The sequence below is a fragment of the Streptomyces sp. CWNU-52B genome (assembly GCF_047444975.1).
In the GTDB taxonomy this organism is placed as follows: domain Bacteria; phylum Actinomycetota; class Actinomycetes; order Streptomycetales; family Streptomycetaceae; genus Streptomyces.
The window spans coordinates 12,476-32,009 of sequence record NZ_JBLFJV010000058.1; the positions used below are offsets into that span (position 1 = coordinate 12,476).

General features: G+C 67.2%; 21 protein-coding genes and 2 pseudogenes. 4 read left to right on the plus strand and 19 right to left on the minus strand.

The window, feature by feature from the left end:
- Positions 1-152 precede the first annotated feature (152 nt).
- The 10 genes from ACLVWQ_RS37290 to ACLVWQ_RS37335 all read right to left on the minus strand — a co-directional run bounded on the left by ACLVWQ_RS37290 (position 153) and on the right by ACLVWQ_RS37335 (position 6,722).
- A complete protein-coding gene (locus ACLVWQ_RS37290) occupies positions 153-308 on the minus strand; it encodes a hypothetical protein (RefSeq protein WP_414113731.1) in 156 nt (51 codons plus the stop codon).
- 16 nt (positions 309-324) lie between these two features.
- Positions 325-504 carry a mobile element transfer protein gene (locus ACLVWQ_RS37295; RefSeq protein ID WP_414113732.1) on the minus strand — a complete coding sequence of 60 codons (180 nt, stop codon included), beginning with the start codon at positions 502-504 and terminating at the stop codon, positions 325-327.
- A gap of 13 nt (positions 505-517) precedes the next feature.
- Positions 518-1,255, minus strand: coding sequence for a DUF2637 domain-containing protein (locus ACLVWQ_RS37300; RefSeq protein WP_414113733.1), 738 nt, complete (start codon positions 1,253-1,255; stop codon positions 518-520).
- Between the two features lie 48 nt (positions 1,256-1,303).
- Positions 1,304-1,519, minus strand: coding sequence for a hypothetical protein (locus tag ACLVWQ_RS37305; protein WP_414113734.1), 216 nt, complete (start codon positions 1,517-1,519; stop codon positions 1,304-1,306).
- Between the two features lie 103 nt (positions 1,520-1,622).
- Entirely contained in the window at positions 1,623-2,933 is a 1,311-nt protein-coding gene (locus ACLVWQ_RS37310; protein ID WP_414113799.1) for an FtsK/SpoIIIE domain-containing protein, read from the minus strand.
- Between the two features lie 59 nt (positions 2,934-2,992).
- Positions 2,993-3,340 (minus strand): hypothetical protein, encoded by a 348-nt coding sequence (locus ACLVWQ_RS37315; RefSeq protein WP_414113735.1) that lies wholly within the window; start codon positions 3,338-3,340, stop codon positions 2,993-2,995.
- A gap of 182 nt (positions 3,341-3,522) precedes the next feature.
- Complete coding sequence (locus ACLVWQ_RS37320; RefSeq protein ID WP_414113736.1) at positions 3,523-4,350, minus strand: protein phosphatase 2C domain-containing protein; 828 nt, start codon at positions 4,348-4,350, stop codon at positions 3,523-3,525.
- Positions 4,347-5,198 carry a sigma-70 family RNA polymerase sigma factor gene (locus ACLVWQ_RS37325; protein WP_414113800.1) on the minus strand — a complete coding sequence of 284 codons (852 nt, stop codon included), beginning with the start codon at positions 5,196-5,198 and terminating at the stop codon, positions 4,347-4,349. The genes ACLVWQ_RS37320 and ACLVWQ_RS37325 overlap by 4 nt, the downstream gene beginning before the upstream one ends.
- A gap of 181 nt (positions 5,199-5,379) precedes the next feature.
- On the minus strand, positions 5,380-5,769 hold the full coding sequence (locus ACLVWQ_RS37330) for an ATP-binding protein (RefSeq protein ID WP_414113737.1): 390 nt from the start codon (positions 5,767-5,769) through the stop codon (positions 5,380-5,382).
- A gap of 92 nt (positions 5,770-5,861) precedes the next feature.
- Positions 5,862-6,722, minus strand: coding sequence for a helix-turn-helix domain-containing protein (locus ACLVWQ_RS37335; RefSeq protein WP_414113738.1), 861 nt, complete (start codon positions 6,720-6,722; stop codon positions 5,862-5,864).
- A gap of 386 nt (positions 6,723-7,108) precedes the next feature.
- Between ACLVWQ_RS37335 and ACLVWQ_RS37340 the strand changes: the two genes are divergently transcribed.
- Positions 7,109-8,455, plus strand: a complete 1,347-nt coding sequence (locus ACLVWQ_RS37340; RefSeq protein ID WP_414113739.1) for a hypothetical protein — start codon at positions 7,109-7,111, stop codon at positions 8,453-8,455.
- A complete protein-coding gene (locus ACLVWQ_RS37345; protein ID WP_414113740.1) occupies positions 8,452-9,387 on the plus strand; it encodes a DNA adenine methylase in 936 nt (311 codons plus the stop codon). Before ACLVWQ_RS37340 ends, ACLVWQ_RS37345 begins: the two co-directional genes overlap by 4 nt.
- Before the next feature lie 607 nt (positions 9,388-9,994).
- Here the strand turns inward: ACLVWQ_RS37345 and ACLVWQ_RS37350 are convergent.
- The 6 genes from ACLVWQ_RS37350 to ACLVWQ_RS37375 all read right to left on the minus strand — a co-directional run bounded on the left by ACLVWQ_RS37350 (position 9,995) and on the right by ACLVWQ_RS37375 (position 15,474).
- Positions 9,995-10,342 (minus strand): hypothetical protein, encoded by a 348-nt coding sequence (locus tag ACLVWQ_RS37350; protein WP_414113741.1) that lies wholly within the window; start codon positions 10,340-10,342, stop codon positions 9,995-9,997.
- A 695-nt stretch (positions 10,343-11,037) separates the two neighbouring features.
- Positions 11,038-11,481, minus strand: coding sequence for an NUDIX hydrolase (locus ACLVWQ_RS37355; RefSeq protein WP_414113742.1), 444 nt, complete (start codon positions 11,479-11,481; stop codon positions 11,038-11,040).
- Positions 11,478-12,134: a dTMP kinase gene (tmk, locus tag ACLVWQ_RS37360; RefSeq protein ID WP_414113743.1), complete on the minus strand. Its 657-nt coding sequence runs from the start codon at positions 12,132-12,134 to the stop codon at positions 11,478-11,480. Before tmk ends, ACLVWQ_RS37355 begins: the two co-directional genes overlap by 4 nt.
- A complete protein-coding gene (locus ACLVWQ_RS37365) occupies positions 12,131-13,672 on the minus strand; it encodes a B12-binding domain-containing radical SAM protein (protein WP_414113744.1) in 1,542 nt (513 codons plus the stop codon). Before ACLVWQ_RS37365 ends, tmk begins: the two co-directional genes overlap by 4 nt.
- Positions 13,673-13,684: 12 nt before the next feature.
- Positions 13,685-14,488 (minus strand): hypothetical protein, encoded by an 804-nt coding sequence (locus ACLVWQ_RS37370; protein ID WP_414113745.1) that lies wholly within the window; start codon positions 14,486-14,488, stop codon positions 13,685-13,687.
- Between the two features lie 548 nt (positions 14,489-15,036).
- Positions 15,037-15,474 (minus strand): ATP-binding protein, encoded by a 438-nt coding sequence (locus ACLVWQ_RS37375; RefSeq protein ID WP_414113746.1) that lies wholly within the window; start codon positions 15,472-15,474, stop codon positions 15,037-15,039.
- Positions 15,475-15,715: 241 nt separating this feature from the next.
- Between ACLVWQ_RS37375 and ACLVWQ_RS37380 the strand changes: the two genes are divergently transcribed.
- Both ACLVWQ_RS37380 and ACLVWQ_RS37385 read left to right on the plus strand, forming a co-directional pair.
- Entirely contained in the window at positions 15,716-16,999 is a 1,284-nt protein-coding gene (locus tag ACLVWQ_RS37380) for an XRE family transcriptional regulator (protein WP_414113747.1), read from the plus strand.
- Positions 16,996-17,535 (plus strand): GNAT family N-acetyltransferase, encoded by a 540-nt coding sequence (locus ACLVWQ_RS37385; protein WP_414113748.1) that lies wholly within the window; start codon positions 16,996-16,998, stop codon positions 17,533-17,535. Before ACLVWQ_RS37380 ends, ACLVWQ_RS37385 begins: the two co-directional genes overlap by 4 nt.
- 71 nt (positions 17,536-17,606) lie before the next feature.
- On the opposite strand, the pseudogene ACLVWQ_RS37390 reads toward ACLVWQ_RS37385, so the two are convergent.
- The 3 genes and pseudogenes from ACLVWQ_RS37390 to ACLVWQ_RS37400 all read right to left on the minus strand — a co-directional run.
- Positions 17,607-18,141 (minus strand): annotated as a pseudogene (locus ACLVWQ_RS37390) (conjugal transfer protein TraS); the annotation flags it as partial.
- Positions 18,141-18,498, minus strand: a pseudogene (locus tag ACLVWQ_RS37395) (hypothetical protein). The pseudogenes ACLVWQ_RS37390 and ACLVWQ_RS37395, both read right to left, overlap by 1 nt.
- Positions 18,499-18,654: 156 nt before the next feature.
- Entirely contained in the window at positions 18,655-19,440 is a 786-nt protein-coding gene (locus ACLVWQ_RS37400) for a GntR family transcriptional regulator (RefSeq protein ID WP_414113749.1), read from the minus strand.
- Positions 19,441-19,534: the final 94 nt, after the last annotated feature.

The window sequence follows — 19,534 nt, forward strand, 5'->3', positions numbered from 1 at the left end:
GGGGGGGGGGGGGGGGGGGGGGGGGGCGGGCTGCGGGAATTGTGCGGCCGGGGTGGTGGCCGGCTGGACGACGGTGGGCGGTGCCACCGGGCCGGTGGGCTGGGGCATGGTCGGGATCTTCGGCCGGAACATGAGCGGGTCTCCTTCCTGGACTACTTGACGAGGGAGTCGATGACGGGGGTCAGCAGGCTGTCGGCGAGGAGGTAGCCGCCGAGGAGCAGGGCGGCGATGAGCCACCAGGGCGGGCGGATGAGCTTGACGCCCAGGACCCCGACGCAGAGCAGGGCGAGCCAGAGTGGAACGTCCATGGCGGTGGTCTCCCTGTCAGGCGGAGCAGCGGTGGGTTCGGGCGGCGAGTTCGGCGGCGGCGCGGCTGTCGTATTCGGCGGAGAAGTCGCAGCGGGGTGCGGTGCAGGCGGCCAGGTGCCGGTCTTTGCCGCGGTCGGTGTAGGTGGCGACGTTCACGGGGCCGGTACGGCGGACGTTGCGGAAGCGGCGGGGCATGGTGGTGCTCCTCTCAGAGGTGCGCGGCGATGGAGGGAGTCATGGACGGGGGCAGGCCGAGCCGGGCGCGTACGGCGTCGGGGTCGGCGGGTTGGCCGGTGGTCGAGCGGTGGTCGGCGGCCAGGGCTCGGACGCGTTCGACAAGGGCGGGCGGGAGCGCGACGGCCGGAACAGGCACCGGGGACGGGGCCGAGCCTGGAACCGCTTGCGGTTGCGGTTGCGCGGTGGGTTCGGGACCGGGATCAGGGGTGGCGTCGAGGGCGGGAGACGGTGTCGGGGGCGCGTCCCGTTCGGGCAGGTCACCGGGGGCCAGGGCGGAGTGCGATTCCGTGTCCTGACCCGTATCGCTCACCGTTGAGGCCGGCGCTTGCGTGCCACGCGGTGCGTGGGCGAGCAGAGTTCCGCCGAAGAAGGCGATGGCAGGCCAGCCCGCGACCACGACGCGGAGCGAGGCGGGGACGTGGTCCAAGTCGAGGAGCCCGGCGGTGGCGACGTTCGCGCCGAGGGACGCGGCCAGGGCGACCAGGAACCACAGTCGCGGTCCCCCAGCCGGTACTCCGGCGCGTTGCTGATCACGCATCCGGCGCCAGGCGGCGACCAGCAGCAGGTCGACGCTGACGGGGTAGGCCCACGCCTTCCATCCGCCCTGTCCGGCCGCTTCGGCGAGGTCGTGCAGGTGGGAGAAGGACAGGGCCCCGGCGATGACCGCCTGTACGAGTACGGCGTCGACGCGGACCAGGTGGGCACGCATGGGCACGGCGTTCCTTCCGGCGTGGTCGGTTGTGGGTTCTGGGCGTGGTCAGTTGCCGGGCTTGAGGGAGTCGGCGCGTTCACGGGCGAGGCGGGCCACCTCGGCGGCCTCGGCGTCGCCCGGAGCGTGGGCGGCGATGCGCTCCATCAGGTCGGCTTTGCGGTGCATGAGCGCGGTGTACTCGGCGGAGCAGGCGCCCCTCTCACGGAACGTCTGCAGGTCGGCGAGGAACGCGTTGACCTCGGAGATGGTGGGGCGTGACATGGGCTTCCTTCCGGTTTCAGGCATGGGGGGCTGGTTTCAGGCATGGGAGGGGTAGGGACGCGGCGCGAGGCGGTCACGCCGACCGTGGGAGGACAGAGCGCAGTTACTCGGTCACCGGGCGGGCGGCGGGCGCGGCGATGGGCGCGGCCGACCCGGCGGACTTCATGGCGACGGCGGGCCGGAAGGCGTCGAGGCGGGGCAGGTCGGGCACGAGGGCGGAGGTGTCTCGGCAGACGGCCGCCGCGTCGTCGAGGGTGAGGTGTGGCGAGCGGACACGGGACCAGCCGCCGGAGGAGTCGCCGACGACCGCGACGCCGGGCCGCTCCGCGGGAATGGAGGTGGCGGCCAGGGCCGCCTCAGGGGCGATGTCGGCGAGCGCCATGTTCGCCGAGGCTTCGTCGTTGACGCGGTGACAGATACGGCCGGTCAGCTGAGCGCGGAGCATGGTGGCGCCCTTGCCGAGTTCGGAGCCGAAGCGCTGTCCGCAGACCTCCAGGTGGATGCCGGCCGCGCGGCCGAGCTGGGCGAGGCGGATGAGTTTGGTGACCATGGCGTCCCGCCGCTTCTCGTCGTCCTTGTTCGCGGCAAGGAAGAGTTCCGCCACCTCGTCCACGACGACCACGACCGGCACCGGCCGCACCGCTTCGGGCAGCCCCCACACGTCCGAGGTGAGTACGGCGTCCGGACCGGCCCCGCTGCGGAGCCCGATGAGCCGGAACCGCGCCTCCATCTCTTCCAGCAGCGCGTCGAGGAGCTGGTCAGCCCGGTCCGGGTGGTCGGCGAGCGCGGACAGCCGGGGCGCGAACGGCGCCAGTTCGACGCCCCATTTGCAGTCGATGCCGACGAGCACAACCGGTTGCCGGGCCAGGCCGCACAGCAGGTTGCGCAGGTAGACGGACTTGCCGGACTGCGTGGCGCCGAGGATGAGTTCGTGCGGCACGGTCCTGAAGTCCCGTACGTGCCACTGCCCGTCTTCCCGCAGCGCCAGCGGCAGGCGGAGCGGACCGGCCGCCAGCTGCCGCCGGGCGGGGCGGACCTCGGCGAGCACGTCCCAGCCGACCAGCCGCAGTTCGAGCCGCCCCGGCCTGGTGGGGCGGACATGCACGGCGTGAGCGCCCCAGGCGTGCCGTAGCCGGTCGGCCGAGGCGGTGAAGTCCTCGGGCGCCTGTCCGGCCGCCATACGCAGCCGCATCGTGAGGCCGGACCCGTTCGGCCGGGGGAACGAGTGACGGGGCGGGACGGGGGCTGCCTGCCGCCCCACCATCCGGGCCGTGGCCCGGCGGATGGCCGAGGCCGGAACCGTCAGGCCGCAGGCGTCCATCGTCGCCCGGTACGAGACGAGCACGCGCAGTGTGACGGCCGGATAGCCGACCAGCCACCAGAACAGGACCGGTACCCGACGGCGCATCACCATCAGCACGACCAGGACCAGCAGGACGGGCAGCAGCACCCGTACGGTGTCCGCCACGGCGATCAGCCCCGCACCGGCGCGGGTGCGTTGACCATGACCGCGTCCGCCCGGTAGGCGATGCCGTGCCGGGCACGCCCGTTGAACTCGCTCTCCCACGGCCGGGCGATGAGGCCGGACAGGACGACCGGGGCACCCATCACCAGGCCCTCGCCGATGCCCTGTTCGGGCACGGTGACCTTGACCATGTCCGAACCGCCGGCCGCGATGAACACCAACTCCAGCACCATGAGCCGCTGATTGGTCACCGGGTCCACCGCGACCTCACCGGTCTGCCGGTCCCGCACCTTGACCTCGGGCAGCTTGGTGACCAGGAGCGTCGCGGCCGAGGTGTCCACAGGGATGACACGCATTTTCTGAACCTCACAGGGTCGGCGGCGTCCGTTGAACAGCACCGCGCCGGTTGAATACCCCCCTAGACAGCAGGGGAGTGACCCGCCCTATCTGTCTAGGGGGGTTGACGACAACCGTAACCCGACGCCCCGTCAACTGTCTAGGGGGGTATACGAGCGTGTCTCGGCGTCCGCGAGACGAACTACGGCAGGACCCAGTGAAGGACGGTCGCGTCGTCGTGCGCCTTGCCCCGTGGCCACCGCTTACCGTCCGGGTCGCCATCCTCCGCTTCCCGCACACGGCGAATCAGCTCATCGGGCCCGGAGTGATTGAGGACGGTCACCGTCTCCTGCCAGTCGGCGAGTTCGAAGCGGTCGACCAGGCGCGTCGCTCCGTCACTCAGCAGCGTCACGGATACCAACGAGTCCAGCGGCACAGTTCCCGCAAGGGCGTGTTCGGCCGCCCGCGGGTCAGGACCGGCGATCCAGAAGCCGCCCGACCGATTGCGCAGCCCCGTCAGAGCGTCGCGGTACTCAGCCAGCGCGGCAGCGTGCTCGGGTGAGCCGGTGGGCAGGACATCGACCGGCCCGCGCAGCCGTTTGCCGACCTCGTCCAGACGCCGGTCGGTGACGGCGGCGATTTTCCCGTCCTCATCGGTCAGGAGGAGAGTCGAGTCACCGAGTACGAGATACTCCAGACCTCCCGCACCGACCCGGACCGCGACCACCGTACTGGTCGGACTCGCCCGATAGGCCAGGTCGCAACTGTCCTCGTGCAAGGACCGGACGACCTGGGTCGCGTCGGCCAGGCAGTCGGCGAGCGGCCAGCCGGGATGCGTCGCGATGCGGCTCAGCAGCAGGCTGCCCAGCGTCGAGGAGAACCACGCGACGCCGTGTACGCATCCGGTCTCCGCTCCGGCCACGCCGGCACCGTCGAGGAGGACGGCCACACCAGGAGCGGCGGCCGCGAAATCCTCGTTCTCCTGCCCCCGCTCCGGGTCGGCAGGCAGAGAGCCGAGGGCGACCTTCACGCCGCCGTCTCCTCGTCGTGCAGGTAGAGAGGGCAGAGGAGTTCGACGGATTGCGGTTCGTCGGTCTCGGGGTCGTACTCCACGCTCACCAGAGTGGAGAAGTGGCGTTCCCCCACCTGCCCCCAGAGCGCGTTGAGGTCGGAGGCGAGCAGGTGCACGACGCCGAGGGAGCCCGCGGTGTGAATTCCGGCGATGGCGAGCACCGAGCCGTTGCCATCCGGCCGGGGCAGCCGGCCGAGGTAGCCGACGTCATGCGGACGGTACGGCTCGATGTCCGCTCCCGCGTGGTGAGCCGTGCCCGTGCGCCGGTCAACCAACGCCCACGGCTCACCCTCCGGGTGCTCCCAACTGAGTACCGGGTCCTGGGCATACAGGTCCCTCATGGCCTGGGACATGCCCGGTCCGCAGACGACGACCAGGCCGTCACGGTTGAGGTCGACGTCTCCGTTCACGAGTACATGACCTGAGCCGGCTGCGAGCCCGTACGACTTCGCCAGCTCTTCCAGACGCTTGCCGGAGTTCACGTCGTCCATGGCGACGACCGGGCGCTTCTTCTCGCCGTCCCATCGCAGCGGAGTCACGATGGTGACCCCGCCCGCACCGAGGAAGGCCCCCTCGGGCGCCGGGCCGGTGTGCCGGATCTGATGGATCCGCCCGCGACTCAGGCCGGCCTTCGTTGCGATCTGCGCATACGACAGCCCTTGCGCGTGGAGGTCCTGGACCACGCGACGACGAAGCCGGGCGAGTTCGGTCACTTCTTGCTGCGCGTCGGCCAACCGGTTCGTGACCTCCCGCAGAAGCAGGTACGGGTCATCGATCGCCGTGATCCGCCGCAACTCGTCCGACATTGCCTGGCCTCCCATCCTCGCCCGTAAGTCTAGGCCCCTAGACGATTCGGGCGGGATGCGGAGGCCCGTACACGCTCCGACGACATAGAAACCCGACCTTCGCCGGGGGACGCCACGAGGGCTCACCCGCGCTCTCCCGGCCTAGATATCCCACGGGCTTCCCCCGCCGCGCGACAGGGAGTCACACGTCCACCCGCGCGACATCGGCCCACACGGCGCAGCCCTTTTCCGCCTGCCGGGTGCCCCACGCCTGGGCGTATGCCGCTACCAGCAGCAGCCCGCGGCCACCCTCCGCCTGACTCATGGCGTTGTGCAGGCGCGGCATGTCGTCGCCGCCCTGGTCGGCCACCTCGATGCGCACGACATCACCGCCGAAGTCGACGCTCACCATGAACCAGCCACCGAGCGCACCGCTGCGGCTGTGCCGTACGGCGTTGGCAGCCAGCTCCCCCACCACCAGGACCGCGTCGTCGACACCGCCCCAGCCGTCGAGGATGGCGGCGACGAAGTGACGGGCACCCGCCACCTCTTGCGGCACGCCGGGGAAAGCCCGGCACCATTTCGTGAACACAGGAACACTCCTCGTCTAGAGGGCTAGACAGCACGAGAAGCAGAGTATTCCCAGACATCACAGCAACCTAGGCATACTAAGGAATTATTCCTCTATGGAGTGACGGCGTCCGCCAGTCCCCGGAACTCCTCCATGACCTGCAACAGCAGCTCGCGCACCTCACCACCGAAGACAGCGGCTGCTTCGAACCGGCTGAACTCCCCCTCGTACGCAGCGACTTCGCCCGCCTCCGCCAGGACCCGCTCCTCACGGAACGCCTCGACCACCACGGCCCGCCGGTCGCACAGGGTAAATCCGTGACGCGGCAGAACCGGCACAGGCCGCCGCCACGGAATGACACCCAGCCGCACGGTACTCAGGCTCTCGACCGCCAACAGCCGGTCCAACTGGGCCAGCATCAGAGACGGGGTCCCCGGCCAGGTCCGCAACACACCCTCCGTCAACACGAACACCGACTCACGCCCCGGCTCGTAGAGGACGCTCTGCCGCTCCACACGAGCAGCAACGGCCCTACCGATGTCGACGGGATCGGCATCCGGCGCACTACCGAAGACATGCCGGGCATACTCGGCGCTCTGCAACATGGCCGGCAGCACCACACACTGAAACGACCGAACCAGCCGGGCACCGCGGACCGCCTCATCCAGAGCCACACCGCCGAGGCCGTGGACAAGACCAGGGTCCGGACCGGTATCGGAGTCCGCAGCGACCTCCACCGCGGCGAGCAGATCACGCACTTCACGGGTGGCCGACTCATCCAGGCCCAGAGCACGGCTCAGCCGGTCCAGCACATCGCGACTGGGCACCATGCGCCCGTTCTCCACCTTGGACACCGTCGGCTGTCCGACACCGGCCCGCTCAGCCAACACCGCACCGGTTACGCCGACATCCGCCCGCAGAGCCCGAAGACGCACCCCGAGCGCCCTCATCCGCTCCTGCCGCTCACTCCCCATGCCCACGGTTCTACACCACACCGGACCAAGCCCAAGGAGTACGAGTTCCCAGCACCCCGAACCAAAGCCAGAGCCCGACCATGATTCAAACTTTCTCTACTGGTTCAAGGCGGCTCGCTCCGCTCCCCGCGCGCGGCCCGGCCCCCGGCCGGGCCTGCGCTCCTGTCTCCGCCCCGCTCCAGCCCGGCCGGCGCCCGTACCGCGCGCACAGCAATCAGCTTCCGGGCAGGACACCGGCCAAACCCTCTCCGCCGACCTTGCACGAGACGATTACAGGCCACCTGGCGGAAAAGCATCTTTATAGCAATGAGGTCATCAACCCACGTATGATCTGCATGCCAGAAAATGTGGTGCACCGCAAGGGGGCGGCGAGGACTATGAGTGACATGAAACAAGCAAGCATGCATGTGACGTCTCTGACCTTGGACGAGCTGAACCCTCGGCACGCACAGCCAACTAGCAGTCTCGAAGAATCGATCGCCGCCATCCTCGATAAGGATACGGACAAGATCCTGCGGCTGGCCAGGAGCATCGTCGAAAGAGGCCTCAACCCGACTGAACTGATCGTAGTCATGCCCGATGGTGACCTGAATATTGTCCTTGAGGGCAACCGCAGGATCGCAACGCTCAAGCTGCTCCACAAACCTAGCCTGGCTCCGACCGTTCAGCTGCAGCGGAAATTTTCCGCCATCGCCGCAAAGGCAGAAATCCCTCGGCGGGTTCAGTGTGTTATCGCAGAAAACCGGCAGCAAGCCGCGCCGTGGATCAAGCTCAGGCACACCGGAGAGAACAAGGGCGTCGGTGTCGTAAAGTGGGACTCCGCAGAGGTAAGCAGGTTTAGCGGCCGCTCGAATTCCACGGAGAAAGCTAGACTCCTCATGGAAGCCATGAATGCATGGTTCACAGACGACATCGACCTCATCGCCAATGTTGCAACCGTCCGGGAAAACAGGATCACCAACCTGGGTCGAATGATCGGAGACCCGGACATCCGGAAGAGACTGGGCATCTCGTTTAATGGAGATTCAGTCATTACCGAATTCCCCAAAGAGCGGATGCATCGAATCCTCTCTCGCCTGTTCCGTGATCTGGCCGGTTCCTATTCGGTGGATAAGATCAAAACGAAGGATCAGCGGACTAACTACCTGCAGAAAGTCGAGGAGGACTTGCCGCGGCTGGCAGATCGACTCGATAAACCAGAGAGGTTTTCAACCACCAACCCCGCTGGCAGCGCAGAGGCAGTCGAGGCCAACGAAACGCCGGAGCCGAAAACCCCGAAGCCTCCTAGGCGCAGACGGCCAGACTTCGAGAAGCGGCTATTTCAAAGCGTTTCGTTGCATAATGTAAGCATTCGCACTTCGGAGGTATTCCAGGAGGCGAAGCGGCTCAGTATCGACGAGATGCCAAACATCGCAGCTATCATGGTACGGATCGTAGTGGACATCGTAGTTCTCGACGCCGCGCATCAACTCGGCTGGAGCCGGGGCCAAGGCGACCTTAAGAGCCGGATCGGTGCCGCGCTCCATCAGGTTGATCCGGCACAGAACAACCCGGCGCTCAAGGATGCTTGGCGTTTCTCGCAGAAGGACGAAGGAGCACTTGTGCTGAGGACCCTCCACCAGTTTGTGCACAACTGGCAGTCCAGCCCACTCACATCCGAAGTCCGGAAACTTAGCTTGGCTTACGGCCCCCTGCTGACGCAGATTGATGAACTTATCGAGAAGAAGCGATGAGGTATATCAGTCCTCTGCGATATCCAGGAGGAAAGGCGCGCCTAGCGCCTTATATCGCGCACCTCCTTTCGCGACAACGCCCGCGTCCCCGATCGTACGCTGAAGCCTTTGCCGGGGGCGCGGGCGCCGCATTGCGTCTTCTTGTTGACAACGAAGTAGACCACATTCACATCAATGACCTAGATCCAGGCGTCGCAGCCCTGTGGCGCTGCATTTTTTTTGACTCCGACAGTCTTACCGAAGCAGTCGCCTCAGCAAAAGTAACCATCGACGAATGGCATCGCCACGCAGATATCTACAATAACCCTTCCGGTCGATCTGACATCGAACTCGGTTTCTCAACATTCTTTCTGAATAGGTGCAATCGATCCGGGATCCTGCGAGCGCGCCCGATCGGTGGGCTCGACCAAACCGGAAATTGGAAGATCGATGCCAGATTTAATCGAGACTCACTCATTGAGAGGATCAATCATCTGGCAAAATTGCGCGAACGCGTTACTATCTCACAAATGGATGCACGCTCCTTCATTCGACACCTTGAGCCGCAGAGCGACGAAACTTTGATGTATGTGGATCCGCCCTACATCATTCAGGGAGACAGACTCTACCTCGATTCACTAACAGGAGAAGACCACCAAGAGCTGGCGGAATTGCTGCGCCAAACTCCTCTGAGGTGGCTTCTCACTTACGACGCCAATAAACGCATCACCGAAGAATTGTATAAGGGTTTCCGGTGCGTGGAGTTTGACATTCTACACACAGCGCAGATACAGCGGACAGGCGTAGAGTATGCAATTTTTGGAAATAAATTGATTCTGCCAGAGGTCACCGGAATAATCGGCGATGGTAATTTTAGATGGATGACGTCCAAAAGGAAGCGCGAAACCTCACGGAGTGTAACGGAGAATCGCAGCACGCAGCTTAATAGCTAGGATCCGGAAGCGACGCAGGTCGTGCCAGATGCATGCCAGGGGCGTCGGCAAGGAGCGGTCAACCGCGGCGCCTTCCCAGGGGGCATAAGCCTCATCTCGCGATTAAGAGCTGATCAGAGCAGTACCAACGGGGAGGGTGCTTATGCTTCTCAAGCTAAGGGCTGCTTATGCTTCTCAAGCTAAGGGCTCCGGCCGTCGTCTCGAAGTCTGGCCGTCTGCGCCTAGGAGGCTTCGGGGTCTTCGGCTCCGGCGTTACGGGCTGGCCGTGACCGCTTGCTCTGGTTGACGACACACCCCTATAGCGTGGCTGAGGCTGGTGGGGGTGCAGCGAGGCACACGCGCGCGTGGTCGGTCGGCGCACCCGCCGTCGTGGCTGGCTGTCGTCGGCTGAGCTTCGTGCCACTGCCGTGCCAGATGCAGCGGTCAGCCACGGTTAACAAGGGTGCCTGGAGGTCGAGTTGCTGGGCAATTCGTCAGGCATCGAAGCTGCAGGTCACCGGCTCGACGCCCCAGCCTCTCTCCTAAAGCGGGTGTCGCAGGTTCGAATCCTGCCGGGGGCACAGTGCATTACGTCGCTGACCTGGGGCTTTCTCTCCAGGGAGGCGCCCTATTCGGCCTCGGACTCCTCGTCCGGGGCCGTTTGTGTGAGCGGTGCGTGAGCGGACGGAGAGTTGATCTCCCGAATGTCGCCCAACGGATCAGCATCATCCGGCACGGACTCCGGGCCGGGATCCTCCGTGTCGTCGGGCTCACCCTCCGCTTCGGAGGCGGCGTTTTCGGAGGTGGCGCGGGCGCGAGGTACGAACCGGGCTGCGGCCTCGGCGATCGCCAGATCCGCCTCGGGGAGCAGGCTCGTGTACGTGTCGGCCGTGATGGTGATCGAGGAGTGGCCACCGTCACCAGCATCTGGGCCCACGCCCTCCATGCCGTCCGCCTCAACCAGCAGACCCGCCACGTCGACAGCCTGCGCCTCGACGACGTCACCGTCGGTGTCTGTCGGCCATCGCTCCCCTCACCCTGGCCGGAGCCGTCCACCTCTATCTCGTGATCCAGCGCCACCCCACGCCGCCCGCGCGGCCAGCGGAAGCCACGCCGAGCCACAACCACGACGCCATCGCGCAGAAGCCACCCCAGCCTCTCGACAAGGTCGCCACCCCGGCGAACGCGGCTTCCGCTCACGCCGATGTGGCGGAGTCCTCTCGGACCGATGCCGCGCAAGCCGGAGCAGCTCCTCCAGCAGGCCGTCGACCAGCGTGCCCTGGCCAACGCCCGCCGTTCGCACGGGTACTGACCTGGCGTGTCGAGCGCCTCAGCGCAAGGCCGTTACCAAGCACACGAGCACGCACAGCACAGACCCGCAGCGCAGCACAGCGTTCCAACGCTCCGGTCCACACAGCAGCAGCCGCCCCAACCGTGCAACCGTCGCACACACGGCGGCGCTGCCCACGACCCTGCGGAAAGCCTGGGACTCCTGGCGGTCTGACCCCGTAGGCCACTCTCCATCCCCGCACCAGCGGACCCGGTCTCCCCTCCTCCAAAGACCCGGGGCCGCTGCCTTGTGCAAGGGCCCCGAACATCCGCCATGGGGAGAGCGGGCAACCGGGATCCGAGCGACAGGCGACGTCACTAGGGGTGGAGAAGGCGGCCGATCTACTGCCAGCCGTGTTTTGTGAGAGGGCCGCTGTCGTCGAGGTAGCCGCGCAGGCCGGCCTCCGGGTACTCGATGATGTCGTCGGGCAGGTCGTGCACGGTGAACCACTCAAGGGCGAGGCACTTCTCGGGCTCCTTGTTGACCGGCTGTCCTTCCCATGCGGTGGCCTCGAAGAAGAAACCGATCCGCTCCACATGCGCGTCCTGCCGGTGATGCACGGTCTGGACCAGGCGAAGGTGAACCGGGTCGACGGTGATGCCGGTCTCCTCGTACAACTCCCGGGCGGCGCCGTGGGGAAGGGGCTCGCCTTGGTCAAGCTTGCCCGACGGCATGTGCCATCGGCCGTGACCGTACGGGCCGCCACGCTGCGAGAAAAGGATTTTGTCGCCGTCGCGGAGGATGACGTGAGTGTCGATGACGGGCTGTGCCGGTTGTCCGCTCATGTTCCTTGGGGGGTCGGATGGATGGGTGGGGTGACCGACGCTATCGGCAGAGCCAGGATGGCGTCGGCGATTCGGCGTGCTACGTCCGATGGGGTGGCATTGCTGGTGTCGAGAAGCAGCACCTTCACCTCCTGCCTCATCAGCTGGGATGCGGCATCGGCGTAGAGCTCGACTTCTCTGCCGGGCGCCGAGGGGTCGAGATGGAAGCGATGGGTGACGCCGCGCGTTGCGATGCGTTCGGCGATGAGTCCCGGTTCCGCGGTGAGGATCACGGCGAGGTCCGGCAGCAGCGCGTGACGGTTGATGCCGAGCAGGAATTCCAAGGGCACACCGTCGAGCCGTTGCAGGACCAGCGTCGAGGGCAGGTAACGGTCACTGATGATCAGCTCGCCGGCCTGCAGCGCAGGTTGTATTTCGCTCTCGATGTGCTCGTAGCGGTTGGCCGCCACCAGGCAGGCGAGGGCCAGGCCGCGGATCTGGTTGGCGTGGCTGCGGATGAACTGGCCCAGGTCGCTGGTGGTCGGCTCGGCCGTCCGCCGTGCGGGACGCCCCTGGGTGGTGAGATGGTCGTGGAGCGCCTTCACCGTCGTGGACTTGCCAACCCCGCTGGGGCCGTCGATCGTCACGAACCATCCTGTGCGCTTGCCCGTCATACGGCGACCTCCTCGCCCCCCTGGTTTCGGTCGTGCTGCTCGCGCGTGAGCATCGCCAGCGTCGTCCGGATCCGCTGGAGCGGCACGTCACCGAACTGGATGCCGACGGAGAAGTTGAACTCGTCGCGCTGTCGCATCGACTCGTCGGCGCCGTCACCCGTGAGATCGACGTCGCCGTATGCGAGCAGGGCGTCCGGGTCGTGGCCGGTCTGGATGAGGGTCCGCCAGATGGGCGTGCCCGGATAGGGGCGGAACTCGAAGACACTGGCGCGCATGTCGCCCGGGTGCTGGTCGGAAATTTGCCACAGGTTGCGGATGTGGCGGACGGTTTCGTCGAGGTCTTCCTGGCTTTCACCGGGAAAGCCAAGGATAAAGTAGCCCTTGACGCCGATGCCGTGTTCGACCAGGCGGCGGGCGACGCGCTCGGTCATCTCGGCGTTGATCCGCTTGTCCATCGCCTTGAGGATGCGGTCGCTGCCTGATTCGATACCGAGGGCCACTTCGCGCAGCCCATTGGAGACGAGCCGTTCGAGCTCGCTGTCGGAGACCCGGTCAAGGACGTTGATACGGCCGGTGGCGTCCCACACGTACCGCTCGCCGATCCGGTGCTGGGCGAACGCTTTCATCTGCTCCTCGATGACGTTGCGCACGCCCAGGAACAGGTCGTCGACAAACCGGAATGCGGTCACACCGTACTTGTCGTGCAACTGGTCGAGCTCGCCGATGATGTTCTCCGGGCTGCGGACCCGGATCGTGACGTCGGAGTTGGCGCTCCAGGCGGCACCGCAGAAGGTGCAGTTGTAGGGGCAGCCACGGCTGCCGACGATGTTGGCCTCCATGTGCCCGCTGTCGGCGGCGGCCTGGATCCAGTCGGTGGGGCGGCGGGCAGCGAGGCGCCGGTCGGTTGCATTGGGCGCGGCCTGGTAGGGGTCCTGAGGGAGGAAGACGCGGTTGACGTACGGCAGGGCGTTGATGTCCGGGCCGAGCATCTGGGCGCTCGTATTCGAGTCGGCGATACCCGCGGCCCGGGTGCCGAGCAGCGGGTCACGCCAGAGCACGCCGGGCAGTTCCCGCCGACGCGTTCCGTCCTCCAGGAGCGCGGCGACGCGTAGCTCCCCTTCGCCGAGGACGAGCGCCCGCAGGTTGGCCAGGCGTGGGTCGGCCAGGACACGGTCCGGCATGGCCTTGGCGTGGTGCCCGCCGACCATGAGGGCGATGGCGGGGTCGAGTTGGGTGGCGATCCGGGCGGACATCTCGTAGGTGGGTGCGAGGAGGTTCATCGCGGCCCACCGGGGCTTGGCCCCGTTCACGATCTGCGCGGTCGCGTCGATGCCCAGACCGTGCGCCTCAGCGTCGAGGACGCCGACGTTGAAGCCAGCCTGCTGGGCGTAGGTGGCGATATAGGCCATGCCCAGCACGGGAAGCGTGTAGTCGTTGGTGCGCGGCCGCAGGGTGTAGTCGCGCAGCGGCGCGTTCACGAACAGCGCGTCGAGCTCGCGGTTGGTGTCGGCGCCCGTGACCAGCTCTAACTGCCGCATGGATCCTCCAGGTCATGGGGCATGTGAGCCCCAGGTGAGGGTGGAGAGAGTCAGGGTGTGCAGGGCAGTGCGGTCGGTTCCGGCCCATCCGGTCCACAGCGGGCCGAATGCCTTGTCTTTCTTGTCGGGCCACGGGTGATCGGGGGCGATCTGAGCAGCCCAGGTGCGCACGGCGAGGTCGTCGTGCGGGTAGATGCTGAAGTCGCCGGTGAAGTCGGCGCTGGCCGCCGCGGCGGTCCACGGACCGATGCGGGGGATACTCGTCAGCGCGGTGACCAGGTCGGCGGCGTCCAGGTGTTCCCACTCAGTGTGGTGCTGCTGGTAGTCGGCAGCCGCGGCCTGCAGGGCGGTGCGGTGGAACTTTGCTCCGACGCCGGCGAACTCTTCGTCGGCCAAGTTCAGGACGTCGGTGGGCGTGGGTGCCACGGCGAACTCACCGGACAAGCTCTGGACAGTCGTACCAAACGTGCGGCACCAGGCGCGGTACAGCTTGCGGGCCTGGTCGGCGCGTACCACCTGCCGCAGGATCGCGGTGCTGATCGCATCCCACAGCCATGGGTTCGCCACACGCTGGGTGATGCCGAGTTCGTCGAGTCCGGCCCGCAGGACAGCGGGGACTGTGGCCGGCAGGCAGGCGGGGTCCGTTGGGACAAACGTGGGCTTCACGTCTTCGGTGCCCTGCACACACTGCATGTGCAGGCCCTCCCTGTCGTGGGCCAAAACCCAGATACCGGAGGCCGTACGGACGGCACGCGCGAATGTGCCGTTCTCCTGTGAGTACCAGGCCGGGTGATCGCTCGTCAGGACACCGGTCATCGATTGCTCCTCGTGTTGTGCTTTGTTTCGCCGTAGCCTCTCGCGTTACGGGGCTCCGGGTGCCACAACCAGCACAGCCCTGGCTCTGCTGCTCGCCGGATCCGTTCTCGTCTGCCATGTGGCGTTCCCTTCGTCAGAGGAGGTCGGCTGCCGCCCCCTGAAGTAAGCGAGCGCCTGCAGCTTGAGGCGGTTGAGGCTCTGCTTGCACGAGTAGGGCGAGACGTGTTGCCCACCCCACTGCACCGGGCCAAGCCAGATCACCAAAACACCGGTACGCCCGCAGCCGAGCCAGCAATCACCGGTGATCCACGGCCACTCCGTGGAAGGCCGTCCCCTTTCTCAGCTGGTCGGGATAGTCGATCTGGTGGCCTGGCAGTTGGGAGCGCAGGCCCAGAGGTGGAACGGCAGGCCCGGGTGGCGTATCTCGCCCAGCCGTCGACCGCTCGCTCCCAGCGGCCGGGCGCAGAGGGCGCAATCGATGGCCATCTGCTGGCGAGGCCGGAGTCGGGCCAGATCCGGAAGGGGCGAGGGTGCTGTGGCCGAGATGCTCACTTGCCGCCCTCCGTGCGGAGTTCCGCCCAGACCTCTTTGCCCCAAGGACGTCTTTCCGAGCCGTGCAGGTCGTAGCCCCAGCGGTCGGCGACAGCATCGACAAGGAGCAGTCCGCGCCCCGACTCGTCGTCGTCGGTCACCTGACTGAGTACGGGCAGACGCGACGGTTCCCGGTCCACGACCCCGACACGCAGTCGAGTCGCGCTCGGCCGTCCAACCGTGAGGCGGATCTCGGGACACGGGGTGTGTCTGGAGGCATTCGCGATGAGCTCCGTGATGATCAGCGCGGCGAGGCCGTCGAGGCGCCACACCCCGAGGACGTCTCGGACGAGATCGCGGCCGAGCTCGGCCGTGGACGGCTCGCACGGGAAGGTCTGGCTGTACGTGGGGTGGCCGGCGGAGAGGGCCTCAACTGGGGTTCTCAGACTCGTCATCAGGGTGGAGCCTTCGTGTCGTCTCGGCGCCCGGCCCTCCCCCGCGGGGGAACCTCAGGGGAGGGCCGGGCCGTCAACAGCCGCTCGCACGGTGGGGCGCGGCGGGCGACCAGCACCCAGACAACTCCCTTTCACAGCGAGTTGGTTAGGACGTTCAGGCGTTCAGCCGACGCAGCCACCTAGGGTGTTTTGACCTTTCCTTTACCTGACGAGTGGGGATCGCGCGGACTACCGTGCCCGTATGGACACCACCCGCAACACCGTTCTTGAGGCGTGGATGACCGAACACGGCTACAGCTCCAACAGCCTAGCCGAGGCCGTGAACAGGGCCATTGAACGGTTGACCGGGCGCCCCGGAGGACTCGACGGCTCATCGGTCCGCGCGTGGAAAGCGGGCCGGGTCACCTGGCCAAAATCAGCTGCACGCAAGGCACTTGAGGACGTCACCGGATTACCCGCCGTCGCTTTAGGGTTCGTGCCACGGAGCCGGCCTTCGTCCACCCCGGCCCCACCGCAGCAGGAGGACCCCGACATGAAGCGCCGCACCCTCGTCGGCAGCATCGCGGCGGCTGCCGCAGCCGCCGCCGCACCCGGCACCACATCGCCGCGCCGTATCGGCATGAGCGACGTCAACCGCCTGAACAAGCGCTTCGCCGAGATCATCGCCAGCGACCACCGCCACGGCGGACAACTAGGCATCGAGCAGCGGGCCGCCGCCCTCGCCGACGAGGCGCTCAACCTCCAGAACGCAGGCAGCGCCACCCAGCGCGTACGCAGCAACCTCTACGCCTCCGCAGCCGCCTTCCGCTCCTCCGCAATGTGGGCCGCCATCGACGGCCGGCGCTACAACGTCGCCAAGGCGCACATGCGCGAAGCCCAGGCCCTCGCCGAGATGTCCGGCGATCAGACGATCAAGTTCCGCATCTGGAGCCACGCGGGCACCATGTACCGGCACATGGGCCGCCCGGCGGACGCGTTCGCCGCCAACGACGTCGCCCGCAACCTGCACCTCACACGCCGCGACCCCCTGTTCGCGTCCCTCGGCCTGGCCCGCCAGGGCGCCATCCACGGCGCAGCACAAGACCGCACCGGCACCCACCGAGCCTTCGAGCAGGCCCAGGACGCCATGCTCCGCGCCGACCCCGCCGACTACCGGCCGGTGTGGATGCTCGCCTTCTACGACCAGGCCGAACTGGACTCCCTGGCCCTCTCCGCGCACTTGGCGCTCGGCGACTACTCGACCGCCGAGTACCACGCCCATCGCTGCATGTCCACGCTCCGGCCCCACATGATCCGTTCCCGGGCCATCACCACCACCCGGCTCGCCCACGCCCAGCTCGCCCAGGGCGCCCCCGACGCCGCCACGGCCACCGCGATGAAGGTCCCCGTCGAGGCCGCCACCCAGCACGCCCGGGTCACGCGCATGCTGCAGGAGTTCGGAGCCGCACTGCGCGCCACCGCGCCGGGCAGCTCCACCGCACAAACCTGGACCGAGCACACCGCCACCTGGAGGATGGCCGCATGACCACGGCGCCCGCCATCGAACTGCGCACCTTCACCACCCTCGACACCGCCCGCGGCGACCTCCTCGACGTGTACGCCGACGTACGCGCCCCGCTCCTCCACCTGCCGAACTACGCGGTCACCGCGTTCGGCGAGCGTCTGGACCGGCACGGCACCGAGCCGGGGTTCACGGCCGTCCTCGCCTACGCAGACGGGTATCCGGTCGGCTACGCCTACGGCAACACCATCGAGCACGGCGACCGCTACTGGCAGCGCACCAGCCCGACACCGGCCGAGAAGTACACCGAGCGCCCGGCGGTGGCCCTGAAGGAGATCGGCGTCCGGCCGACCTGGCGAAAGACCGGCACCGCCCGCCGCATCCACGACGCCCTCCTCGCCACGCGCCGCGAGCCGTACGTGACGCTCATGGTCAACTCGGCCGCCGGGGACGGAAAGGTCCACGCGCTCTACAGATCATGGAGGTACGAGGACATCGGGCAAAGCCAGCCGTCACCGGCCTCACCGGTCCTCACCGTGATGATCCGCGGTACCCGCTGACCTTCGACGCCATCCGCTTTCAGAGCGTGGTCGGTTAGTTCGGGGTAGGCGGGCGTGAACTCTGGTCAGTGGCGGTAGTCGCGTACGAAGGGCGTCGCGTCCTCGCGCAGAGCGACCGGTATCTTCAGCGTCCCGGCCGGGGACTTGCGCGGCATGCGGACCTTGCGCAGCACGTCGAAGCCGACGAGCCGCAGTTCGACGACACCGGGCTTGACCGTCGTGACGTACACGGCGTGAACGCCCCAGGCGTGCCGGAGCCGTTCGGCCGAGGCGGCGACGTCGGCGGGTCCCTGCCCCGGGGCGAGCCGCAGTCGAAGCCGCAGCCCGGTCGAGGTGGGCCGGATGATGCCCCGACGAGGAGGAACAGGCCGCACCTCGCGCCGAGTGGTGGCCTTGACCGCCAGGACCCGCAGCCGGGAGGGGGGCGACGGTCAGGCCGCAGGCTTCCATGACGGTGCTGTACGAGCTGAGCAGCCGGGCGGTGGAGAGCGGCAGGCCGACCGTGGACCAGTAGACGCCGGGGTGTTGGGCCCGGGCGTAGGCGGCCCCACCGCCGAGTGCTGCGACGGGACCACCCACCTCCAGAAGCGTTGCCAGATCGGTCATCAGGCCGTGGCCCCCATGGCGGCCGGGAAGGCGGCCGGAGTGACGGCGGCGGCGCGGTAGGCGATGCCGTGACGCTGCTGCCCGTTGAACACGCTCTCCCACGGCCGGGCCACCAGACCGGGCAGCGAGACCGGAGCACCGAGCGCCAGTCCCTCGGAGACGCCGCTCTCCGGGATGGTGACCTTGATCAGAGCCGACTCCCCTTCCTCGATGTAGACGACGCCGATGGTCATCAGAGCCTCGCCGCTGTTGATGTCCTTGGCGATCTCGCCGGTCTGCCGGTCGCGGACCTTTGGGTTCGGGTGCCTCGGTCAGCAGGATCGTCGCGGCCGAGGTCTCCACACGGATGGTGCGCAAGGTTTCTTCCTATCTACTCGTCTAGATGAGTGGCAGTCTGTGAACCCGATGGATCCGGGAACGGTGGCCACTCTGACACACAGCTTGCCCACTCGTCTATACGAGTATGCGTGTCGGTGTGTACGAGTCCGAAGAAATGGCCTCGCGCACCGCCGGTTACGTCGCCGGAAGCTGGTACGACAACACGTATGCGTCTGCCGCCATGACGGTGTCGCAGACCTCCACGGGCCGCTTCTCGGTGTCGTACGCGGTGCGGATCAGGTGGATCACCGGGACGCCGGAGGCAAGGTGCAGCGTCTTGACCTCGGTCGGCGAGGGCATCCGGGCCCGGATCTCCTCTTCGAAGTGGTCGAGGTGGTGGCCCAGTTCCTCAAGACGGGCGTAGATACCGCCGGGGCCAGGGTTGGGTTCGGCGATCTGGGTACCGCGGGCGATGTCGAGGGGGAGGTAGGAGGTGGCGAACTCGACCGGACGGCCGTCGAGCAGATACCGGCGCCGCCGGGCAAGCACACGCCGCACCGACCCGAGGCGGGCAGAGATGTCTTGCGTGGCCTTCTCTTCCTTGACCTCCAGGCTGTCCACTTTTGGGTGACTGCCGGCGGCGTCCGCTTCGACGATGAACGCGGACTTTCCCTGCTCGCGGTGACGCCGGGCGAACCGGTCGGAGGCGAGTCGCCGCACGGGTGGTCGCGGCCTGACGAACACGCCCTTCCCGTGCTCTGCGTGCACCAGGCCCTCGCCCTGGAGGACGGAGAAGGAGTTGCGGACGGTCATCCGGGACACGCCGTAGTGGTCAACTAGCTCTGCTTCCGAAGGGAGCTTCTCGCCTTCCTTGAAGCGCCCACGGTCGATGGCCTCGCGCAGCTGGTCGGCGATCTGCCGGAAGACCGCACGATCGCTCGTGGGGTCCAGGCCGCCGAGCAGGGACGGGAGAGAGGTCACGAGTACTCCTTTAGGTATCTAGACGAGTGGGCGAGTGTTGTTGCTACGGTTGAGAGCCTAGCCATCCGAGAGGGCCGAGGAACGTGACCACTGA

Excerpts from the sequence above, each read along its gene's own strand:
- ACLVWQ_RS37290 (WP_414113731.1), bottom strand. The coding sequence starts at position 308 with ATGGACGTTCCACTCTGGCTCGCCCTGCTCTGCGTCGGGGTCCTGGGC.
- ACLVWQ_RS37295 (WP_414113732.1), bottom strand. The coding sequence starts at position 504 with ATGCCCCGCCGCTTCCGCAACGTCCGCCGTACCGGCCCCGTGAACGTC.
- ACLVWQ_RS37300 (WP_414113733.1), bottom strand. The coding sequence starts at position 1,255 with ATGCGTGCCCACCTGGTCCGCGTCGACGCCGTACTCGTACAGGCGGTC.
- ACLVWQ_RS37305 (WP_414113734.1), bottom strand. The coding sequence starts at position 1,519 with ATGTCACGCCCCACCATCTCCGAGGTCAACGCGTTCCTCGCCGACCTG.
- ACLVWQ_RS37310 (WP_414113799.1), bottom strand. The coding sequence starts at position 2,933 with ATGGTGATGCGCCGTCGGGTACCGGTCCTGTTCTGGTGGCTGGTCGGC.
- ACLVWQ_RS37315 (WP_414113735.1), bottom strand. The coding sequence starts at position 3,340 with ATGCGTGTCATCCCTGTGGACACCTCGGCCGCGACGCTCCTGGTCACC.
- ACLVWQ_RS37325 (WP_414113800.1), bottom strand. The coding sequence starts at position 5,198 with ATGTCGGACGAGTTGCGGCGGATCACGGCGATCGATGACCCGTACCTG.
- ACLVWQ_RS37335 (WP_414113738.1), bottom strand. The coding sequence starts at position 6,722 with ATGGGGAGTGAGCGGCAGGAGCGGATGAGGGCGCTCGGGGTGCGTCTT.
- ACLVWQ_RS37340 (WP_414113739.1), top strand. The coding sequence starts at position 7,109 with ATGAAACAAGCAAGCATGCATGTGACGTCTCTGACCTTGGACGAGCTG.
- ACLVWQ_RS37345 (WP_414113740.1), top strand. The coding sequence starts at position 8,452 with ATGAGGTATATCAGTCCTCTGCGATATCCAGGAGGAAAGGCGCGCCTA.
- ACLVWQ_RS37355 (WP_414113742.1), bottom strand. The coding sequence starts at position 11,481 with ATGAGCGGACAACCGGCACAGCCCGTCATCGACACTCACGTCATCCTC.
- tmk (WP_414113743.1), bottom strand. The coding sequence starts at position 12,134 with ATGACGGGCAAGCGCACAGGATGGTTCGTGACGATCGACGGCCCCAGC.
- ACLVWQ_RS37365 (WP_414113744.1), bottom strand. The coding sequence starts at position 13,672 with ATGCGGCAGTTAGAGCTGGTCACGGGCGCCGACACCAACCGCGAGCTC.
- ACLVWQ_RS37370 (WP_414113745.1), bottom strand. The coding sequence starts at position 14,488 with ATGACCGGTGTCCTGACGAGCGATCACCCGGCCTGGTACTCACAGGAG.
- ACLVWQ_RS37375 (WP_414113746.1), bottom strand. The coding sequence starts at position 15,474 with ATGACGAGTCTGAGAACCCCAGTTGAGGCCCTCTCCGCCGGCCACCCC.
- ACLVWQ_RS37380 (WP_414113747.1), top strand. The coding sequence starts at position 15,716 with ATGGACACCACCCGCAACACCGTTCTTGAGGCGTGGATGACCGAACAC.
- ACLVWQ_RS37385 (WP_414113748.1), top strand. The coding sequence starts at position 16,996 with ATGACCACGGCGCCCGCCATCGAACTGCGCACCTTCACCACCCTCGAC.